This window comes from Thiobacillus denitrificans, assembly GCF_001530125.1.
In the GTDB taxonomy this organism is placed as follows: Bacteria; Pseudomonadota; Gammaproteobacteria; order Burkholderiales; family Thiobacillaceae; genus Thiobacillus; species Thiobacillus denitrificans_C.
In genome coordinates this window covers 32,202-46,540 of record NZ_LDUG01000003.1, presented here as the reverse complement: position 1 = coordinate 46,540, position 14,339 = coordinate 32,202, and the positions used below count along the sequence as shown (strand labels likewise).

17 protein-coding genes are annotated in these 14,339 nt (G+C 62.5%); 4 read left to right on the top strand and 13 right to left on the bottom strand.

Annotated elements, in window-relative coordinates; all coding sequences use genetic code 11:
* Positions 1-20: 20 nt before the first annotated feature.
* The 9 genes from rplI to ABW22_RS01085 all read right to left on the bottom strand — a co-directional run bounded on the left by rplI (position 21) and on the right by ABW22_RS01085 (position 6,763).
* Complete coding sequence (rplI, locus tag ABW22_RS01125) at positions 21-470, bottom strand: 50S ribosomal protein L9 (RefSeq protein ID WP_059751111.1); 450 nt, start codon at positions 468-470, stop codon at positions 21-23.
* 10 nt (positions 471-480) lie between these two features.
* On the bottom strand, positions 481-771 hold the full coding sequence (rpsR, locus tag ABW22_RS01120; RefSeq protein ID WP_059751108.1) for a 30S ribosomal protein S18: 291 nt from the start codon (positions 769-771) through the stop codon (positions 481-483).
* A 3-nt stretch (positions 772-774) separates the two neighbouring features.
* Entirely contained in the window at positions 775-1,065 is a 291-nt protein-coding gene (gene priB / locus ABW22_RS01115) for a primosomal replication protein N (protein WP_059751106.1), read from the bottom strand.
* A 17-nt stretch (positions 1,066-1,082) separates the two neighbouring features.
* Entirely contained in the window at positions 1,083-1,496 is a 414-nt protein-coding gene (gene rpsF / locus ABW22_RS01110) for a 30S ribosomal protein S6 (RefSeq protein ID WP_059751103.1), read from the bottom strand.
* Positions 1,497-1,668: 172 nt separating this feature from the next.
* Positions 1,669-3,912 carry an arginine/lysine/ornithine decarboxylase gene (locus ABW22_RS01105; protein WP_059751100.1) on the bottom strand — a complete coding sequence of 748 codons (2,244 nt, stop codon included), beginning with the start codon at positions 3,910-3,912 and terminating at the stop codon, positions 1,669-1,671.
* 77 nt (positions 3,913-3,989) lie between these two features.
* Positions 3,990-4,556 carry a dCTP deaminase gene (gene dcd, locus ABW22_RS01100; RefSeq protein WP_059751099.1) on the bottom strand — a complete coding sequence of 189 codons (567 nt, stop codon included), beginning with the start codon at positions 4,554-4,556 and terminating at the stop codon, positions 3,990-3,992.
* The gene (apbC, locus tag ABW22_RS01095) at positions 4,556-5,644 is read right to left on the bottom strand and encodes an iron-sulfur cluster carrier protein ApbC (RefSeq protein ID WP_059751097.1); all 1,089 of its coding nucleotides are present in this window, start codon (positions 5,642-5,644) and stop codon (positions 4,556-4,558) included. The genes dcd and apbC overlap by 1 nt, the downstream gene beginning before the upstream one ends.
* Before the next feature lie 185 nt (positions 5,645-5,829).
* Positions 5,830-6,189 (bottom strand): hypothetical protein, encoded by a 360-nt coding sequence (locus tag ABW22_RS01090; RefSeq protein ID WP_082708336.1) that lies wholly within the window; start codon positions 6,187-6,189, stop codon positions 5,830-5,832.
* 22 nt (positions 6,190-6,211) lie between these two features.
* Positions 6,212-6,763: an RNA pyrophosphohydrolase gene (locus ABW22_RS01085; RefSeq protein ID WP_059751203.1), complete on the bottom strand. Its 552-nt coding sequence runs from the start codon at positions 6,761-6,763 to the stop codon at positions 6,212-6,214.
* Positions 6,764-6,894: 131 nt separating this feature from the next.
* On the opposite strand from ABW22_RS01085, the gene ABW22_RS01080 reads away from it, so the two are divergent.
* A complete protein-coding gene (locus tag ABW22_RS01080) occupies positions 6,895-7,794 on the top strand; it encodes a WD40 repeat domain-containing protein (protein WP_059751095.1) in 900 nt (299 codons plus the stop codon).
* Here the strand turns inward: ABW22_RS01080 and ABW22_RS01075 are convergent.
* Positions 7,758-8,528, bottom strand: coding sequence for a polyamine aminopropyltransferase (locus ABW22_RS01075; protein WP_059751093.1), 771 nt, complete (start codon positions 8,526-8,528; stop codon positions 7,758-7,760). The genes ABW22_RS01080 and ABW22_RS01075 overlap by 37 nt on opposite strands.
* Positions 8,529-8,609: 81 nt before the next feature.
* Here ABW22_RS01075 and ABW22_RS01070 point away from each other — a divergent pair, with 81 nt between their 5' ends.
* From ABW22_RS01070 to ABW22_RS01060, 3 genes are all read left to right on the top strand, one after another.
* Positions 8,610-10,352, top strand: a complete 1,743-nt coding sequence (locus tag ABW22_RS01070; RefSeq protein ID WP_059751091.1) for a proline--tRNA ligase — start codon at positions 8,610-8,612, stop codon at positions 10,350-10,352.
* Between the two features lie 163 nt (positions 10,353-10,515).
* On the top strand, positions 10,516-11,151 hold the full coding sequence (locus tag ABW22_RS01065) for a lytic transglycosylase domain-containing protein (protein ID WP_059751089.1): 636 nt from the start codon (positions 10,516-10,518) through the stop codon (positions 11,149-11,151).
* 283 nt (positions 11,152-11,434) lie between these two features.
* Positions 11,435-11,953 carry a hypothetical protein gene (locus tag ABW22_RS01060; protein WP_059751201.1) on the top strand — a complete coding sequence of 173 codons (519 nt, stop codon included), beginning with the start codon at positions 11,435-11,437 and terminating at the stop codon, positions 11,951-11,953.
* 83 nt (positions 11,954-12,036) lie between these two features.
* Here ABW22_RS01060 and ABW22_RS01055 read toward each other — a convergent pair whose 3' ends face one another.
* From ABW22_RS01055 to ABW22_RS01045, 3 genes are read right to left on the bottom strand one after another with little or no spacing between them, the layout of a single operon-like run.
* Complete coding sequence (locus ABW22_RS01055) at positions 12,037-12,558, bottom strand: efflux RND transporter periplasmic adaptor subunit (RefSeq protein ID WP_059751087.1); 522 nt, start codon at positions 12,556-12,558, stop codon at positions 12,037-12,039.
* A complete protein-coding gene (locus ABW22_RS01050) occupies positions 12,555-13,823 on the bottom strand; it encodes a TolC family protein (protein WP_059751085.1) in 1,269 nt (422 codons plus the stop codon). Before ABW22_RS01050 ends, ABW22_RS01055 begins: the two co-directional genes overlap by 4 nt.
* Positions 13,820-14,326, bottom strand: coding sequence for a thioredoxin family protein (locus tag ABW22_RS01045; protein ID WP_059751082.1), 507 nt, complete (start codon positions 14,324-14,326; stop codon positions 13,820-13,822). The genes ABW22_RS01050 and ABW22_RS01045 overlap by 4 nt, the downstream gene beginning before the upstream one ends.
* Between the last annotated feature and the right edge of the window lie 13 nt (positions 14,327-14,339).

Sequence of the window (14,339 nt, the reverse complement as noted above, 5' to 3'; positions counted from 1 at the left end):
TTTTGACGTTTCCGGCAGCGTTACTGCAGGCCAGTCACCACCACTTTGATGTTGGCGGTGATGTCGGAGTGCAGCGCAAGCACCACCGGGTATTCGCCGAGGGTCTTGAACGGGCCTTCGGGCAGACGAATTTCCGACTTGGCCACTTCATGCCCTTGCGCCTGCAGCGCATCGGCAATGTCGGCGTTGGTAATGGAGCCGAACAGGCGGCCATCGACGCCGGCTTTCTGGCTGATCGTCACGCTCGTGCCTTCGAGCTTTTCGGCACGGCGCTGGGAGTCGGCCAGTTTTTCGGCTGCAACGCGTTCCAGTTCGGCCTTCTGCGTGGCAAACGCTTCCATGTTGGCTTGGGTGGCGCGACGCGCACGGCCGGTGGGAATCAGAAAGTTGCGGGCATAGCCGTCTTTTACTTTAACCACGTCACCCAGATTGCCCAGGTTTGCGACTTTGTCGGTCAGAATCACTTGCATGGCCGTCTCCTCAATGCAGGTCGGTGTAAGGCATGAGCGCCAGGAAGCGCGCACGCTTGATCGCGGTGCCCAGCTGGCGCTGGTAATGCGCCTTGGTGCCGGTGATGCGCGCCGGGATGATGCGGCCATTTTCGGCGATGAATTCCTTCAGTACGTCGATGTCCTTGTAATCGATCTCAACCACTTTTTCGGCGGTGAAGCGGCAGAACTTGCGGCGCTTGAAGAGACCACGGTTGCCGCTGTCGCGACCGCCTTTTTTGGCGAACTTGCCGCCGGATTTACCACCCATGGGACGTGCCATGATTTATTCCTTTTCGATTCGATTCAATATCAGGATCAGCTGTCGGCTCTTCACGCTGCGTCGATTCAACGCACCTTCCAGTTTCACCTGTGCGCCGGTAGCCAGTTGCGCCAGTTGGGTGGCAAGCGTTCCACTCGCCTGTACCGTCAACTCGCATTCCACCTGTCGGGCTTGCATGGCTACTGTCTGGCTGCTTCGATGCAGGATCACCGCTTCGGCAATCGGCACGCCCGCCGGACTGTAACGCACAGGATCAACCTGGATGAGCGTTCCGCTGATGCCCAGCTTATTCACTCATTCAGACCACGCACTCAGGCGGCGGCAGGCTGTTCGACTGCCACGTCCGCCTTGGGGGCTTCGGCCTTGGCAGTTTCAGCCTTGGCGCTGTCCAGCATGTCGCGCGACTTTTCTTCCTTCATCATCGGCGAGGCCGTGGTCATGGCGGCGGCGTGCTTGATGGTCAGATGACGCAGCACGGCATCGTTGAACTTGAAGCCATGTTCGAGTTCGTCCAGGGTTTCCTGGTCGCACTCGATGTTCATCAGCACGTAGTGGGCCTTGTGGACCTTCTGGATCGGGTAGGCCATCTGGCGGCGACCCCAGTCTTCCAGGCGATGAACAATGCCGCCGCGCGTGGTGATATTGCTCTTGTAGCGCTCGATCATGGCGGGCACCTGCTCGCTCTGATCGGGATGGACGATAAATACGATTTCGTAATGCCGCATCAAGTTTCCTTTCGGTTAAGCCCCCCGCTGCAGTGCGGCGCGGTGGAGCAAGGTTAAAAACGACCAAGGCCAAAAAGCCAAGGTCAAAAAACAATCCCCGGCAAAGCGGGGACTGCAAATCATACGCTTTATTCCTGTCAAATCAAGCTTACAGCCGTACCCGGCAACCGGGTCACATCACGCAATCGACGTAATACGTGGCCTTGCCGTCGACCATGTCCTCGACCAGCCCATGCACGTCGGTTTCGAAGCCGGGGAATTTCACGTTGAAATCACGGGTGAACTGCAGATAGCGCACGATAGTGCTGTTGAAGCGCTCGCCCGGGATCAGCAGGGGAATGCCCGGCGGATAGGGCGTCACCAGCATGGCTGTGATGCGGCCTTCGAGTTGGTCGATCTCGACCCGCTCGATCTCGCGGTGCGCCATTTTGGCAAAGGCGTCGGCCGGCTTCATCGCCGGCGCCATTTCCGACAGGTACATCTCGGTGGTCAGGCGCGCCACGTCGTTGGCCTTGTAGATGGTGTGAATCTGGTCGCACAGGGCTTTCAGGCCGGTTTTCTCGTAGCGCGGGTGCTTTTCGATGAACTCGGGCAGCACGCGCCACAGCGGCTGGTTCTCGTCGTAGTCGGCCTTGAACTGCTGCAGCGCGGTCACTAGCGTATTCCAGCGGCCCTTGGTGATACCGATGGTAAACATGATGAAGAAGGAATACAGCCCGGTTTTTTCGACGATGACGCCGTGTTCAGCCAGGTATTTGGTGACAATCGCCGCCGGGATGCCCCAGTCGGCAAAAGCGCCATCCATGTCCAGCCCCGGCGTGATGACGGTGGCCTTGATCGGGTCGAGCAGGTTGAAGCCGGGCGCGAGATTGCCGAACTCGTGCCAGCGCTCACCCGCTGCCAGCATCCAGTCCTCGCGGTCGCCCACGCCTTCGTCGGCGAGTTTCTCGGGCCCCCACACCTTGAACCACCAGGAGTCGCCGAACTCCGCGTCGACCTTGCGCATGGCGCGGCGGAAATCGAGCGCTTCCTTGATCGACTCCTCGACCAGCGCGGGACCGCCGGGCGATTCCATCATCGCCGCCGCCACGTCGCACGAGGCGATGATGGCGTACTGCGGCGAGGTCGAGGTGTGCATCAGGTAGGCCTCGTTGAAGCGGTGAAAGTCGAGCTTGCGCGTCTCCGAGTCCTGCACCAGTATCTGCGAAGCCTGCGAGAGGCCCGCCAGCAGCTTGTGCGTCGACTGGGTGGCGAACACCAGCGCATCCTTGGCGCGCGGACGGTCACGGCCGATGGCGTGCATGCCGCGATAGAAGTCGTGGAAGGTCGCGTGCGGCAGCCAGGCTTCGTCGAAATGCAGGGTATCGATGTAGTCGCCGAGTAGTTCCTTGATCATGTCGACGTTGTAGAGGATGCCGTCGTAGGTCGACTGGGTGATCGTGAGAATGCGCGGCTTGCGCTTCACGTCCTTGGCGAACGGATGCGCGGCGATTTTCTTCTGGATGTTCTCCGGGCGGAATTCGTCCAGCGGGATCGGCCCGATGATGCCGTAATGGTTGCGCGTCGGCGTCAGGAAAATCGGGATCGCGCCGCACATGATGATCGCATGCAGGATGGACTTGTGGCAGTTGCGGTCGACCACCACGATGTCGCCCGGCGCGACGGTGGCGTGCCACACCATCTTGTTGGACGACGAGGTGCCGTTGGTAACGAAGAACAGGTGATCGCAGTTGAAAATGCGCGCTGCGTTGCGCTCCGACGCCCCCACCGGACCGGTGTGGTCGAGCAACTGCCCGAGCTCATCCACCGCATTGCAGACATCGGCGCGCAGCAGGTTCTCGCCGAAGAACTGGTGGAACATCTGGCCGATCGGCGACTTCAGGAAGGCCACCCCGCCGGAATGGCCGGGACAGTGCCAGGAGTAAGAACCGTCCGCCGCGTAATGCGTGAGCGCGCGGAAGAACGGCGGCACCAGCGATTCGAGATAGGCGCGCGCCTCGCGGCCGATATATCGAGCGAGAAATTCCGGCGTGTCTTCCAGCATGTGGATGAAGCCGTTCAACTCGCGCAGGATGTCGTTCGGGATATGGCGCGCAGTACGCGTTTCGCCGTGCAGGAAAATCGGGATCTCGGCATTGCGGAAGCGTACCTCCTCGACGAAGCTGCGCAGTTTTTGCAGCGCCTTGCTCGTATCCTCGTCGCTGCCCGCGAGTTCCTCGTCGTCGATCGACAGCACGAAGGCCGAAGCGCGCGCCTGCTGCTGGGCGAATGAGGTCAGGTCACCGTAGTTGGTGACGCCGAGCACCTCCATGCCCTCCTTCTCGATGGCGTCGGCCAGCGTGCGGATGCCGAGCCCCGAGGCATTTTCGGAACGGAAATCTTCGTCGATGATGACAACGGGAAAGCGGAAGCGCATGGCCTGCTCCAGAGGGAAGCCGTTGGAATGGGCGGATTAAAGAAGCGGATTATACGAATCCCGCGCGTCTCGCGGGATTAAGTTTTCGGCAGGGTTACGCCGGTCTGGCCCTGATATTTGCCGCCGCGATCACGATACGAAATCTCGCAAACCTCGTCGGATTCGAGGAAGAGCATTTGCGCCACGCCTTCGTTGGCGTAAATGCGTGCCGGCAGGGGGGTGGTGTTGGAAAACTCCAGCGTTACGTGGCCTTCCCACTCGGGCTCCAGCGGCGTCACGTTGACGATGATGCCGCAGCGCGCGTAGGTGCTTTTGCCCAGACAGATCGTCAGCACACTGCGCGGAATGCGGAAATATTCCACCGTACGCGCGAGTGCAAACGAGTTGGGCGGGATGATGCAGGAGTCGCCCCTAACCTCGACGAAGGAGTTCGGATCGAATGCCTTGGGGTCGACGATGGTAGTGTTGATGTTGGTGAACAGCTTGAATTCGTTGGCGCAGCGCACGTCGTAGCCGTAGCTCGAGGTGCCGTACGACACGATGGGCCGGCCACCGGCCTGCTTGACCTGCCCCGGCTCGAACGGCTCGATCATGCCATGCTCCGCCGCCATTTGGCGGATCCAGCGGTCGGACTTGATGCTCATCAGGTGTTGGAAATGACAATATTGGGGAACTTGGCGGAGTGATCCACTGCGGTTTCGCCGATCTTCACCGCCACGCGGCGCGCGATCTGCTTGTAGATTTCGGTCACGCGGCTATCCGGGGCGGCCACCACCGACGGCTTGCCGGAATCGGTGTCGGCACGGATGCTGCCATCGAGCGGCAGCGAACCGAGGAATTCCACATTGTAGTCCTTGCACATGCGCTCGCCGCCGCCTTCGCCGAAGATGCGCTCTTCGTGGCCGCAGTTCGAGCAGATGTGCAGGCTCATGTTTTCGACCACGCCGAGGATCGGGATGCCAACCTTCTCGAACATCTTCAGCCCCTTGCGCGCGTCGATCAGCGCGATGTCCTGCGGCGTGGTGACGATCACCGCGCCGGTCACCGGCACGCGTTGCGCCAACGTCAGCTGGATGTCACCGGTGCCGGGCGGCAGATCGACCACCAGGTAGTCGAGCTCGCTCCAGTTGGTGTTGTTCAGCAACTGCTCCAGCGCCTGCGTCACCATCGGGCCGCGCCACACCATGGGGGTCTCGACGTCGATCAGGAAGCCGATCGACATCGCCTGAATGCCATGTCCGATCAGCGGCTCGAGGTTCTTGCCGTCGGTAGATTCGGGTTTGTCGGTAATCCCGAGCATGGTCGGTTGCGACGGCCCGTAGATGTCGGCGTCGAGCATGCCGACGCGCGCGCCCTCGACGGCCAGCGCCAGCGCCAGGTTGACGGCGGTGGTGGATTTGCCGACGCCGCCCTTGCCAGACGCCACGGCGATGATGTTTTTCACGTTGGGGATCAGCTTGACGCCGCGCTGCACGCCGTGCGAAACGATCTTGAAGCTCACATTCGCGGTGGCGCTGGTCACGCCATCGAGGGCGTTGAGCTTGTCTTCGACCTGCTGTTTAATGGGCGCCAACTGACTCTGTGCCGGGTAGCTCAGCAAGATATCAACCGAAACAGCGCCGCCGTCGATCTTGATGTTGCGGGCGGATTTGGTCGAAACGTAATCCTTGTGGGTATTGGGATCGATCAACTCTTTCAGTGCGGTCTGCACCTGAAGTTCGGAAACGGCCATGTTTGCTCCAGCGGGTTAATTAGCAATCGTTCATTTTAACGAATTCCACCGCTTTGGGTGAACGGAAACGTAATAAGGACGTGGGATTCCCTGTCATTCGCAGGGACTTTCGGGGGGCGTCAGGGCCATTGGATGGCCCCTCCAGCTCACCAGGCAGCGATGCGCCGAGCGCATCGGAAACGCGCTTAACGGGGGGCGACGTGATGCGCGATCAGCACCGCCTCGGGCACGCGCAGCCGGATCGCCGCGACCAGCTCGCTGATCGCCCCCTGCCGCGGGCGCAACGACACCCACAGCAGGTTAAGCCTGAGGTTGAGGTCGGCAAACACCACGTCCGGATGCAGCGCAAGCACGGCCTGGATGTCGCGCGAAGCGCGCTCGATCTCGGCGCGCGGACGGCTGCGCAGACGGGGAATCAGCATCATGAAATCGGTCAACCGCTGGCCGGCGCTGTCGCGCGTGGGCGCGAGCTGCCACAGAGGCAAACCCGGCACAGATTCCGCGGCAGTCGACAATGGGGTTGAAGCATGGATCCGCATCTTCATCCTGCCTCCAGCGCCCCGGCGTTCAGGGCTTCAACTGCATATCCAGTGCCACGCCACGCCGGTCGCACAGGCGACGTGCCCGTTGCCGCAGAGAACACACGTCCTTGTGCAAATAACGTTCGAGCTCCTCGAGCGCCAGGCGGTAGACCTCACGTTTGAAATCGACCACCATATCCATCGGCACCCAGTATTCGTTCCAGCGCCAAGCATCGAATTCGGGATGACTGCTGGCGCGCAACGAGACGTCGCAATCGCGCCCGGTCAGCCGCAACAAGAACCAGATCTGTTTCTGGCCGCGATAGAGGCCGCGACTGTCGCGCCGCGCCCAGTGGGTCGGCACGTCGTAACGCAACCATTCGCGCGTGCGCCCGAGGACGCGCACATGTGCGGGCTGCAAACCCACTTCTTCTTCCAGTTCCCGGAACATAGCCTGTTCCGGCGTTTCCCCTGCGTTAATGCCGCCCTGGGGAAACTGCCAGGCGTGCTGGTTGACGCGCTTGCCCCAGAAAACCTGGTTCTGCGCGTTGCACACGATAATGCCTACGTTCGGGCGGTACCCTTCTCGGTCGATCATGGCCGCCACCATCTAAAATATTCGATTACCTGTATTCTTTCACACCCTTCGGAAATTGCAAACCTGCCGTGGCCAGAAACCTTCTGTTAAGCATTGTTTTAATTAATTTTTTGTCGGGCTGCTCCAATTTGATGACGGCCGACCCGCCGGATCATGTGCTGGCTGGAATACATGAATTCGGCACCACCGCTTTCGCCTATACAGCGAATGGACAGCGCTTCATCAGCGGGGGGTTCCAAGGCGACATTCGGATATGGGATGCCGCCACACGACGACCACTCGGTGAAATGCGCGGCCATCGCCTTGCGGTGCGCGCCATTCTGCCCTTGCCCTCGGGCGGGTTTGTCAGCGGCGGCGGCGATGGCCGCCTGATTCTGTGGCACGACGGTCGAATCAAGGTGCAGCGTGATGGCGCAGCTGTGACGGCGCTGACGCTGTTTCAGGGCCAGGTGGTCAGCGGCCACACTGACGGCCGGTTGCGCATCTGGTCAGCGGACAGCCTGAGCGCCCTGCGTGACGTTCCCATGGACGGCAGCGTGGTGGCGCTCAGCGTGCAGGGCGCGCAGCTGGCGGTCGGTCTCGAAGACCAAATCCGGGTGCTGGGTACGGATTTCACCCTGCGCAAGACCCTCGCCACCCCACACGCCCCGCACGATCTGCAGTTCAGCCCGGACGGCCGCATGCTGGCTGCAGGCAGCTGGTTCCGTCTGAGCGTGTGGGATGTGGCGAGCGGCACGAGGCGCTCCATCCCGACCGAGCACAACGGCTTGCTGACCTCGGTCGCCTTCAGCCCGGACGGCCGTTATCTGGCCACCCTGGGGCGCCATACCGACTCCGCGATCCGCCTCCTCGACACCACCGACTTCAGCGTGGTGAAGCGCTACCAGGCACACGAGTTGTGCGGCGCGGTCATCCGCTTCAGCCCCGATGGACGCACACTGGCCTCGGGCTCGGACGATGAAAGCGTGCGCCTGCATCGCATCGATCAAACACGCTATTCCAGCAAGGGCGCAATGCCCGCCGCCCACTGAAAATCGCGCGCGAAGCCGCGCAGATCGAGCCCCCAGCGTTTCGACAGGTCGGCCAGCTGCGGCCTCGCTGCATCGAGCCTGGCTGCCGCATCCGGCTCGGCAAATGCAAACACGATGACGTTGGTCTTGTCTTGCACCGAAATCCAGCCAAGCTCGCCGTCGAACACGCGCGTCAGCCGTGCGAAATACTCGGCGAAGTCGCCGTCGCGCCCCCACAGATTCACCACCAGCACGCCGCCCGGCTTCAACACGCGGCGGCATGCCGCATAAAAAGTCTGCGTCGCCAGCGCCTCCACCTGATTGCCGGCATCGAAGCCGTCGAGCAGGATGACATCGGCGCTGCCGGGGTGCTGGCGCACATACAGCGCGCCGTCAGCCTCGATCACCCTGAGCGTGTCGTCGTCCGCCGGCAGCTCGAAATGCGTGCGCGCGGCGGCAATCACCCGCGGATCGATCTCCACCGCAGTAATGCGCGTCTGCGGCCGCTGCCGGCGGATGAACTTGGCGAGCGAACCGCCGCCCAAGCCGATCATCAGCACGTCCTGCGGCATCGGGTTGAACATCAGAAAGCCCATCATCGCGCGGGTATAGGCGAGCTCCAGATCCCACGGCCGGCTCACCCGCATCGCGCTCTGGATCGCGCGACTGCCCAGATGCAGCACGCGCATGCCGCGTTCTTCGGTCACTTCCAGCCCGTCATCGGTTGCCCGGCGTTTCCCAAACTTCAAGCGCATTGCTGTCCTGTCGCAAAATCGAGGGCGAAAGATTAACCGTCCGCACGCTAAAATGCGCGTTTTCGTCCTGATTATTCCACCATGCGCGCCACCCGGTTTTTCATTTCCACCACCAAGGAAGCCCCGTCGGAGGCCGAACTCGTCAGCCACAAGCTGATGCTGCGCGCCGGCCTCATCAAGCGCCTGGGGTCGGGGCTATATACCTGGATGCCGCTGGGGCTGCGCGTGCTGCGCCGGGTGGAAGCGGTGGTGCGCGAGGAAATGAATCGCGCTGGCGCGATCGAGCTCTTGATGCCGGCGGTGCAGCCGGCCGAGCTGTGGGAGGAAACCGGGCGCTGGGCGGTATTCGGCCCACAGATGCTGAAAATCAAGGATCGGCACCAGCGCGATTTCTGCTTCGGCCCCACCCACGAAGAAGTCATCACCGACGTGGCGCGGCGTGAGATCAAGAGCTACCGGCAATTGCCGGTCAACTTCTACCAGATCCAGATGAAATTCCGCGACGAGATCCGGCCGCGTTTCGGCGTCATGCGCGCGCGCGAATTCCTGATGAAGGACGCCTATTCCTTCCACGCCAGCAAGGCCAGCCTCGCTGAAACCTACCAGATCATGTATGACGCCTACACGCGGGTTTTCAGCCGGCTGGGGCTGACCTTCCGTGCCGTGGCGGCCGACACCGGCGCCATCGGCGGCTCCGCCTCGCACGAATTCCACGTGCTGGCCGATTCCGGCGAAGACCTGATCGCCTATTGCCCGGACTCCGACTACGCCGCCAACGTCGAGCTCGCCGAAGCCGTTGCCCCCGCCACGCAGCGCACCGCGCCGCAGGAAACGCTGCGCGAGGTGGAAACGCCGAAACAGACCACGTGCGAGGATGTCGCCGCCCTGCTCGACATCCCGCTGACCCGAACCGTGAAGCTCATCGCCGGGATGGTCAAGGGCAGCGCCGGCGAGCAGATGGTCGCGCTGTTGCTGCGCGGCGACCACATGCTGAACGAAGTCAAACTCGGCAAACTGGAAGGGTTTTCGGATTTCCGGCTGGCGAACGAAGCCGAAATCCGCGCGGTCTTTAATTGCTCGCCCGGTTTCCTGGGGCCGGTCGGGCTCGATCTCGCCAAAATCAGGGTCATCGCGGATCACACGGTCGCGGCGATGAGCGATTTTGTCTGCGGCGCCAACAAGCCGAAATATCACCTGGCCGGGGTAAATTTTGGTCGCGACCTGCAGGAACCGGATGTTGTAGCCGATATAAGGAATGTGGCGTCCGGCGACCCCAGCCCGGACGGCCAGGGCACGCTGCAACTGTGCCGCGGCATCGAGGTCGGCCACGTGTTCCAGCTTGGCAGCACGTATTCGCAGGCCATGAACGCGACCTATCTGGACGAGGCCGGCAAGTCCCAGGCGATGGAAATGGGCTGCTACGGCATCGGCGTGTCGCGCATCGTGGCTTCGGCCATCGAGCAGCACCACGACGAGAAGGGCATCATCTGGCCGGCAACCATGGCGCCGTTCTGGCTGGTGATCGTGGCCATCGGCTACGGCAAGAGCGAGATGGTTAGACAAGCCGCCGATACGTTGTATGCTGAACTGATTGCCGCCGGACACGACGTGCTGCTGGACGACCGCGACGAACGCCCCGGCGTGATGTTTGCCGACGCCGAACTGATCGGCATCCCGCACCGCGTCACCGTGGGCGAGCGCGGGCTGAAGGACGGCGTAATCGAATACCAGCCGCGCCGCGCCGCGCCGGGTCAAAGCGGCGAAGCGCAAAAAATCACGCTGGCCGATGCAACGGAATTTTTGACAGGATTGTTGGGACACTGACATGAAGAAAACAACGCACATCGGCCTGCTGGTGTTGCGAACCGCAAATAGCGGAACAAATGAAATTGATGGATTTTTTCGTCAGGCTAGGCGCGGGCCCGCAGCCGTATGGGGTATACGGCAAGGGGCTGCAACGACGCATGGCGGAAAAAGACACGGTTTCATGTTTCGTTATTTGCGGTTCGCAACACTAGCCACCGCCCTGCTGCTTGCCTTGTCCGCGCATGCGGGCAACCAGCGCGAGGAAGCCATGTCCGCCAATGTGCGTTCGTCCCTGCAGCGCGGCTTGGCCGATACCGCCGTTACCCGCACGGCGTTTCGCCAGCTTGCGGATGAGGCGGCCTGGCTGAAGGACATGTCGAGCCGGCTCGCTAGGCGCATGCCGGATGAGGCCGAGCGGCTGGAATTTCTGACCACCCTGCACTGGGAAGCCTCGCGCGCCGGAGTCGACCCGCAACTGATGCTCGGCCTGATCCAGGTCGAAAGCGGTTTCCGCAAATATGCCGTTTCACCGGTAGGCGCGCGCGGCTACACACAGGTGATGCCGTTCTGGGTCAAGGCCATCGGCGATCCCGACCACAATCTGTTCCAGTTACGCACCAATCTGCGCTATGGCGCGCTGATCCTGCGCCACTACATCGACATCGAACGCGGCGACTTATTCCGTGCGCTGGGCCGCTATAACGGCAGCCTGGGGCGCCCGGAATACCCCAACCTTGTCGTCGGCGCATGGAAACGCCACTGGGATTACACCCCCAGCACCCAACCGGCCGACACGACCGTCGCATCACGCAGCTGAAGCTCACCGATTGAGGACATCACCCGCAAGCGCACACGCTCGCCGTTAGGCCTCCGGGCAGGGCAGACCGGTACGCCACCCTCGATCACCACCCTGGCGAAATCTCAACCAGCCGTCACGCATTCGTCACTTCTGCCACCGTTCATCGCCCCCCTCCGCCGCCAACCGCGCTGCAAGCTGGCCGGCAAGGGGAGACACGCAATTCACGCCCTGGCACAGGCCATGCTGGGGCATGACACAGGTGTTTCACCTGCACTACGATAACGAGGCATCGGAGGCGACCATGGACATGACAATGCAATTGTCCCGCACGGCCAAGGGACGGGAAGAAATCTTCAACCACGGCCACACCTTGCGGCCCAAACAGCGGCAAATCATGTTCGCTATCGGAAACGGCATTTCGTTTGGCGAACTGCGCGACAAGTTGCCCAGCTGCACCGAGCTCGAAACAATGGTGAACGATTTGCTGCAAAGCGGGTTCATCGAGGCCCCGCGCAACCCGGCGGCAGCACAGGCTGCTGCCGCATCCAGCCTGCCGACGGCCCCGGAGGCGCTTGCGCAAGCTGCTGCCGCAGCCACGCAACCAGCAGACAGCCTGGAAGCGGGGCGCAGCTACGTGCTGGAATTCATGGCCACACTGGTGGGGACCAAGTCACCGGCCTATCGGCAGATGAGCGAAGTGAAGGACCTGGCGGGCTTCAACACGGTCCTGCCGATGTGCCGCAGGGTGATCGCCGCAGTGGCTTCGCCGCATCAGGCGGCGGAAATGGAGGCCGGCGCCGCCAAACGCATGGCCGCCTGATAGCTGCCCCGAGGGCAACGCCACGGGCTTGCCCTGCCTCGCTGTTCAAGCCGCCGGAGCGTCAGACCAAACCGGCCGCCCGTTCAGGGCTGCCCCGGGCTCAGGACAATCAGCGTCTTCGGCTGGCAGTCCGCCGTCACCACGGTGCCCGGCCCGCCCGGCACCGAACTGACCACACCGCTAAACGGTGCCTTGAGTTCGGCGTCGCCGAGGTTCTTTTTGGCAATCACGAGCCGCGCATTGGCGCCCGACAGGGCGGCCTTCACCCGTGCGTGACGCAGCGTAGCCGCTTCGAGTTCGCTGGTCGACGACACGGTGCGGTCGAACAGTTCCTGGGCCCGTTCCAGTTCGCGCCTGGCATCCGCCTCATCGGCATCCGCGCGCGCCTGTTCCGCCGCCGCCTCGTCGAGCCGGGCCTGCAGCACGGTCGTGCCGAGACGCAGCAGCACCGCGCCTTTCTTCACGCGCTGCCCGGGTTTCACCAGAACCTCCTCGACCACGCCTGACACGCGGGTGGTGAGTTCGACCCGCTCTGCGGCCCCAAGCGGGCCAGCCACCCCCAGACACAACCCGGCCAGTGCGATCGCCACAATGCCCTGCTTCATTTCGGTGCTCCCTCAACAGGCGGCAGGCTGCCGCCGGACAATGCTTCCAGCCGGGCCAGCGCCAGCGCCAGACGGTATTCCACCTGCTTGCGCCGCAGCAGCGCCGTCTGGGTCTCCGCCATGCTGCTTCCCAGATTAGTTTTCAGTTCGAGTTCATACTCGGCGCGCGCGCGCTCCAGCACCCAGTCGCGATATTCCACCTGCTTGTCGGCGGCCGCACGACCGCTGCCCCGCAACCACTCGATTTCCTGCAGGGTGGCGAGCAGCGTGTCCGAAAGATCGAGCTTGAGTTTTTCCAGCTCGGCGGCGCGACGCTCCTTCTGTGCCAACTCGCGCGCTGTCCGGGCATCCACGCGGCCGCCCTGGTAAAGCGGGATATTGAACACCAGGCCGGCGCTGAGTTCATCACGGATGACCGATTCGCGGCTATAGCCACCGCCGATCACTTCGGCGTCGAGCGTCGGGTGACGCTCGGCGCGAATCGAGGCAAGCCGCGCATCCGCGGCCGCAAGCTGTGCCTGCAAGGCCTGCACGCGTGGATTTTTCTGCATCACCCAGGGCAGCAGCGAATCGTATTCTGGCACCGGCCTGGCATTGCCCTGCAAGACCGGCTCGGCGAGGGTGGTCGGCAGTTTGTCCTGGCTGTACATGGCATGCGCAAGCTTCTGCCGGGCGCTGCGCATGCGCTGCAGGCTGGCATTACGGCGTTCACGCCAATCCTGGTAGAACGCTTCCAGGCGCAACAGATCGGGCCGGTTGCCGATGCCGAGTTCAAAACGCTCGCGGGCCTTGTCCCAGTCCAGATAGGCCACCGTCATGAATTCGTTGTCCGCAGCGTACTGCTGATCGGCCAGCAAAACATCAAAAAAACGCGCCATGATGTCGATGCGGCGAAGGCTCTCGGCATTGAGGAGATCCGCCTGGCGCGCAGCGATTTCCTGATCGGCCGCGGCGACGGCCTGGCCGCTTCGCCCGAAGTCCAGCAAGGGCTTGCGCGCGACGATGCGGCCGACATTGTCGGGGTTCCAGTCGCCGTCCAGTCGCCGTCCGGTGCGCAGGCTGCCGTCCAGGAACAGGCTGAAATCCTTCCTGCTGGCTGCCTGGTCGCGGTCGGCGCGCGACAGCGCCAGATCGCTCTCGGCCATGCGCCGATCGGGGTGGGCAACAGCCACGGCTGCCAGCGCCTCGTCCAGCGTCAGGTCCGCCGCCCCAGCCGCGCCGGACAGCGCCCACGCCAGCACCACACTCCAGGTGGCGCGCTTCATTTGCCTTGCTTGTATTTGATAAACGGTCCAGCTGCGTAGGCGCCCTCGGCCACATAGCGTCCGAGCAGCAGAAACTCGGCCTTGTCCTTGACCGGGCCGGTATGGCGCGCCATCAACTTGCCGTCGAGATCGAAGAACAACAGCACCGGCGTGGCGCGCACGCGCAGACCCAGGGCAAACGCCTTTTCGGTGGTGGCATTGCCCTGGAAATCGGTGAGCGCGGTATCGCCGTTGACATCGATCGAAAACAGCAGGAATTTTGCACGATAGTCATCCTGCACTTCGGACTGGTTGAGGATGGTGGTTTTCATGCGTTCGCACCAAGGGCAGTTATCCATTTCGAAAAAAAGGAAAATACCCTTCTTGCCCTGCTTTCTGGCTTCCTGCAAATCGGCCTGCAGGTCGCCGAATCCGGGTTGGAAGAAATGGTTGACCGGGTCGCGCGTCTCTGCCCAGGCGGGCACAGACAGGAGCAAGAAAAACGCGATCAGAAATTGGCGCATGGAGTCTCCGTTG

Coding starts and splice junctions, on each gene's coding strand:
- rplI (WP_059751111.1), bottom strand. CDS start 470: ATGCAAGTGATTCTGACCGACAAAGTCGCAAACCTGGGCAATCTGGGT.
- rpsR (WP_059751108.1), bottom strand. CDS start 771: ATGGCACGTCCCATGGGTGGTAAATCCGGCGGCAAGTTCGCCAAAAAA.
- rpsF (WP_059751103.1), bottom strand. CDS start 1,496: ATGCGGCATTACGAAATCGTATTTATCGTCCATCCCGATCAGAGCGAG.
- ABW22_RS01105 (WP_059751100.1), bottom strand. CDS start 3,912: ATGCGCTTCCGCTTTCCCGTTGTCATCATCGACGAAGATTTCCGTTCC.
- dcd (WP_059751099.1), bottom strand. CDS start 4,556: ATGAGCATCAAGTCCGACCGCTGGATCCGCCAAATGGCGGCGGAGCAT.
- apbC (WP_059751097.1), bottom strand. CDS start 5,644: ATGGCCGTTTCCGAACTTCAGGTGCAGACCGCACTGAAAGAGTTGATC.
- ABW22_RS01090 (WP_082708336.1), bottom strand. CDS start 6,189: ATGAAGATGCGGATCCATGCTTCAACCCCATTGTCGACTGCCGCGGAA.
- ABW22_RS01085 (WP_059751203.1), bottom strand. CDS start 6,763: ATGATCGACCGAGAAGGGTACCGCCCGAACGTAGGCATTATCGTGTGC.
- ABW22_RS01080 (WP_059751095.1), top strand. CDS start 6,895: ATGACGGCCGACCCGCCGGATCATGTGCTGGCTGGAATACATGAATTC.
- ABW22_RS01075 (WP_059751093.1), bottom strand. CDS start 8,528: ATGCGCTTGAAGTTTGGGAAACGCCGGGCAACCGATGACGGGCTGGAA.
- ABW22_RS01070 (WP_059751091.1), top strand. CDS start 8,610: ATGCGCGCCACCCGGTTTTTCATTTCCACCACCAAGGAAGCCCCGTCG.
- ABW22_RS01065 (WP_059751089.1), top strand. CDS start 10,516: ATGTTTCGTTATTTGCGGTTCGCAACACTAGCCACCGCCCTGCTGCTT.
- ABW22_RS01060 (WP_059751201.1), top strand. CDS start 11,435: ATGGACATGACAATGCAATTGTCCCGCACGGCCAAGGGACGGGAAGAA.
- ABW22_RS01055 (WP_059751087.1), bottom strand. CDS start 12,558: ATGAAGCAGGGCATTGTGGCGATCGCACTGGCCGGGTTGTGTCTGGGG.
- ABW22_RS01050 (WP_059751085.1), bottom strand. CDS start 13,823: ATGAAGCGCGCCACCTGGAGTGTGGTGCTGGCGTGGGCGCTGTCCGGC.
- ABW22_RS01045 (WP_059751082.1), bottom strand. CDS start 14,326: ATGCGCCAATTTCTGATCGCGTTTTTCTTGCTCCTGTCTGTGCCCGCC.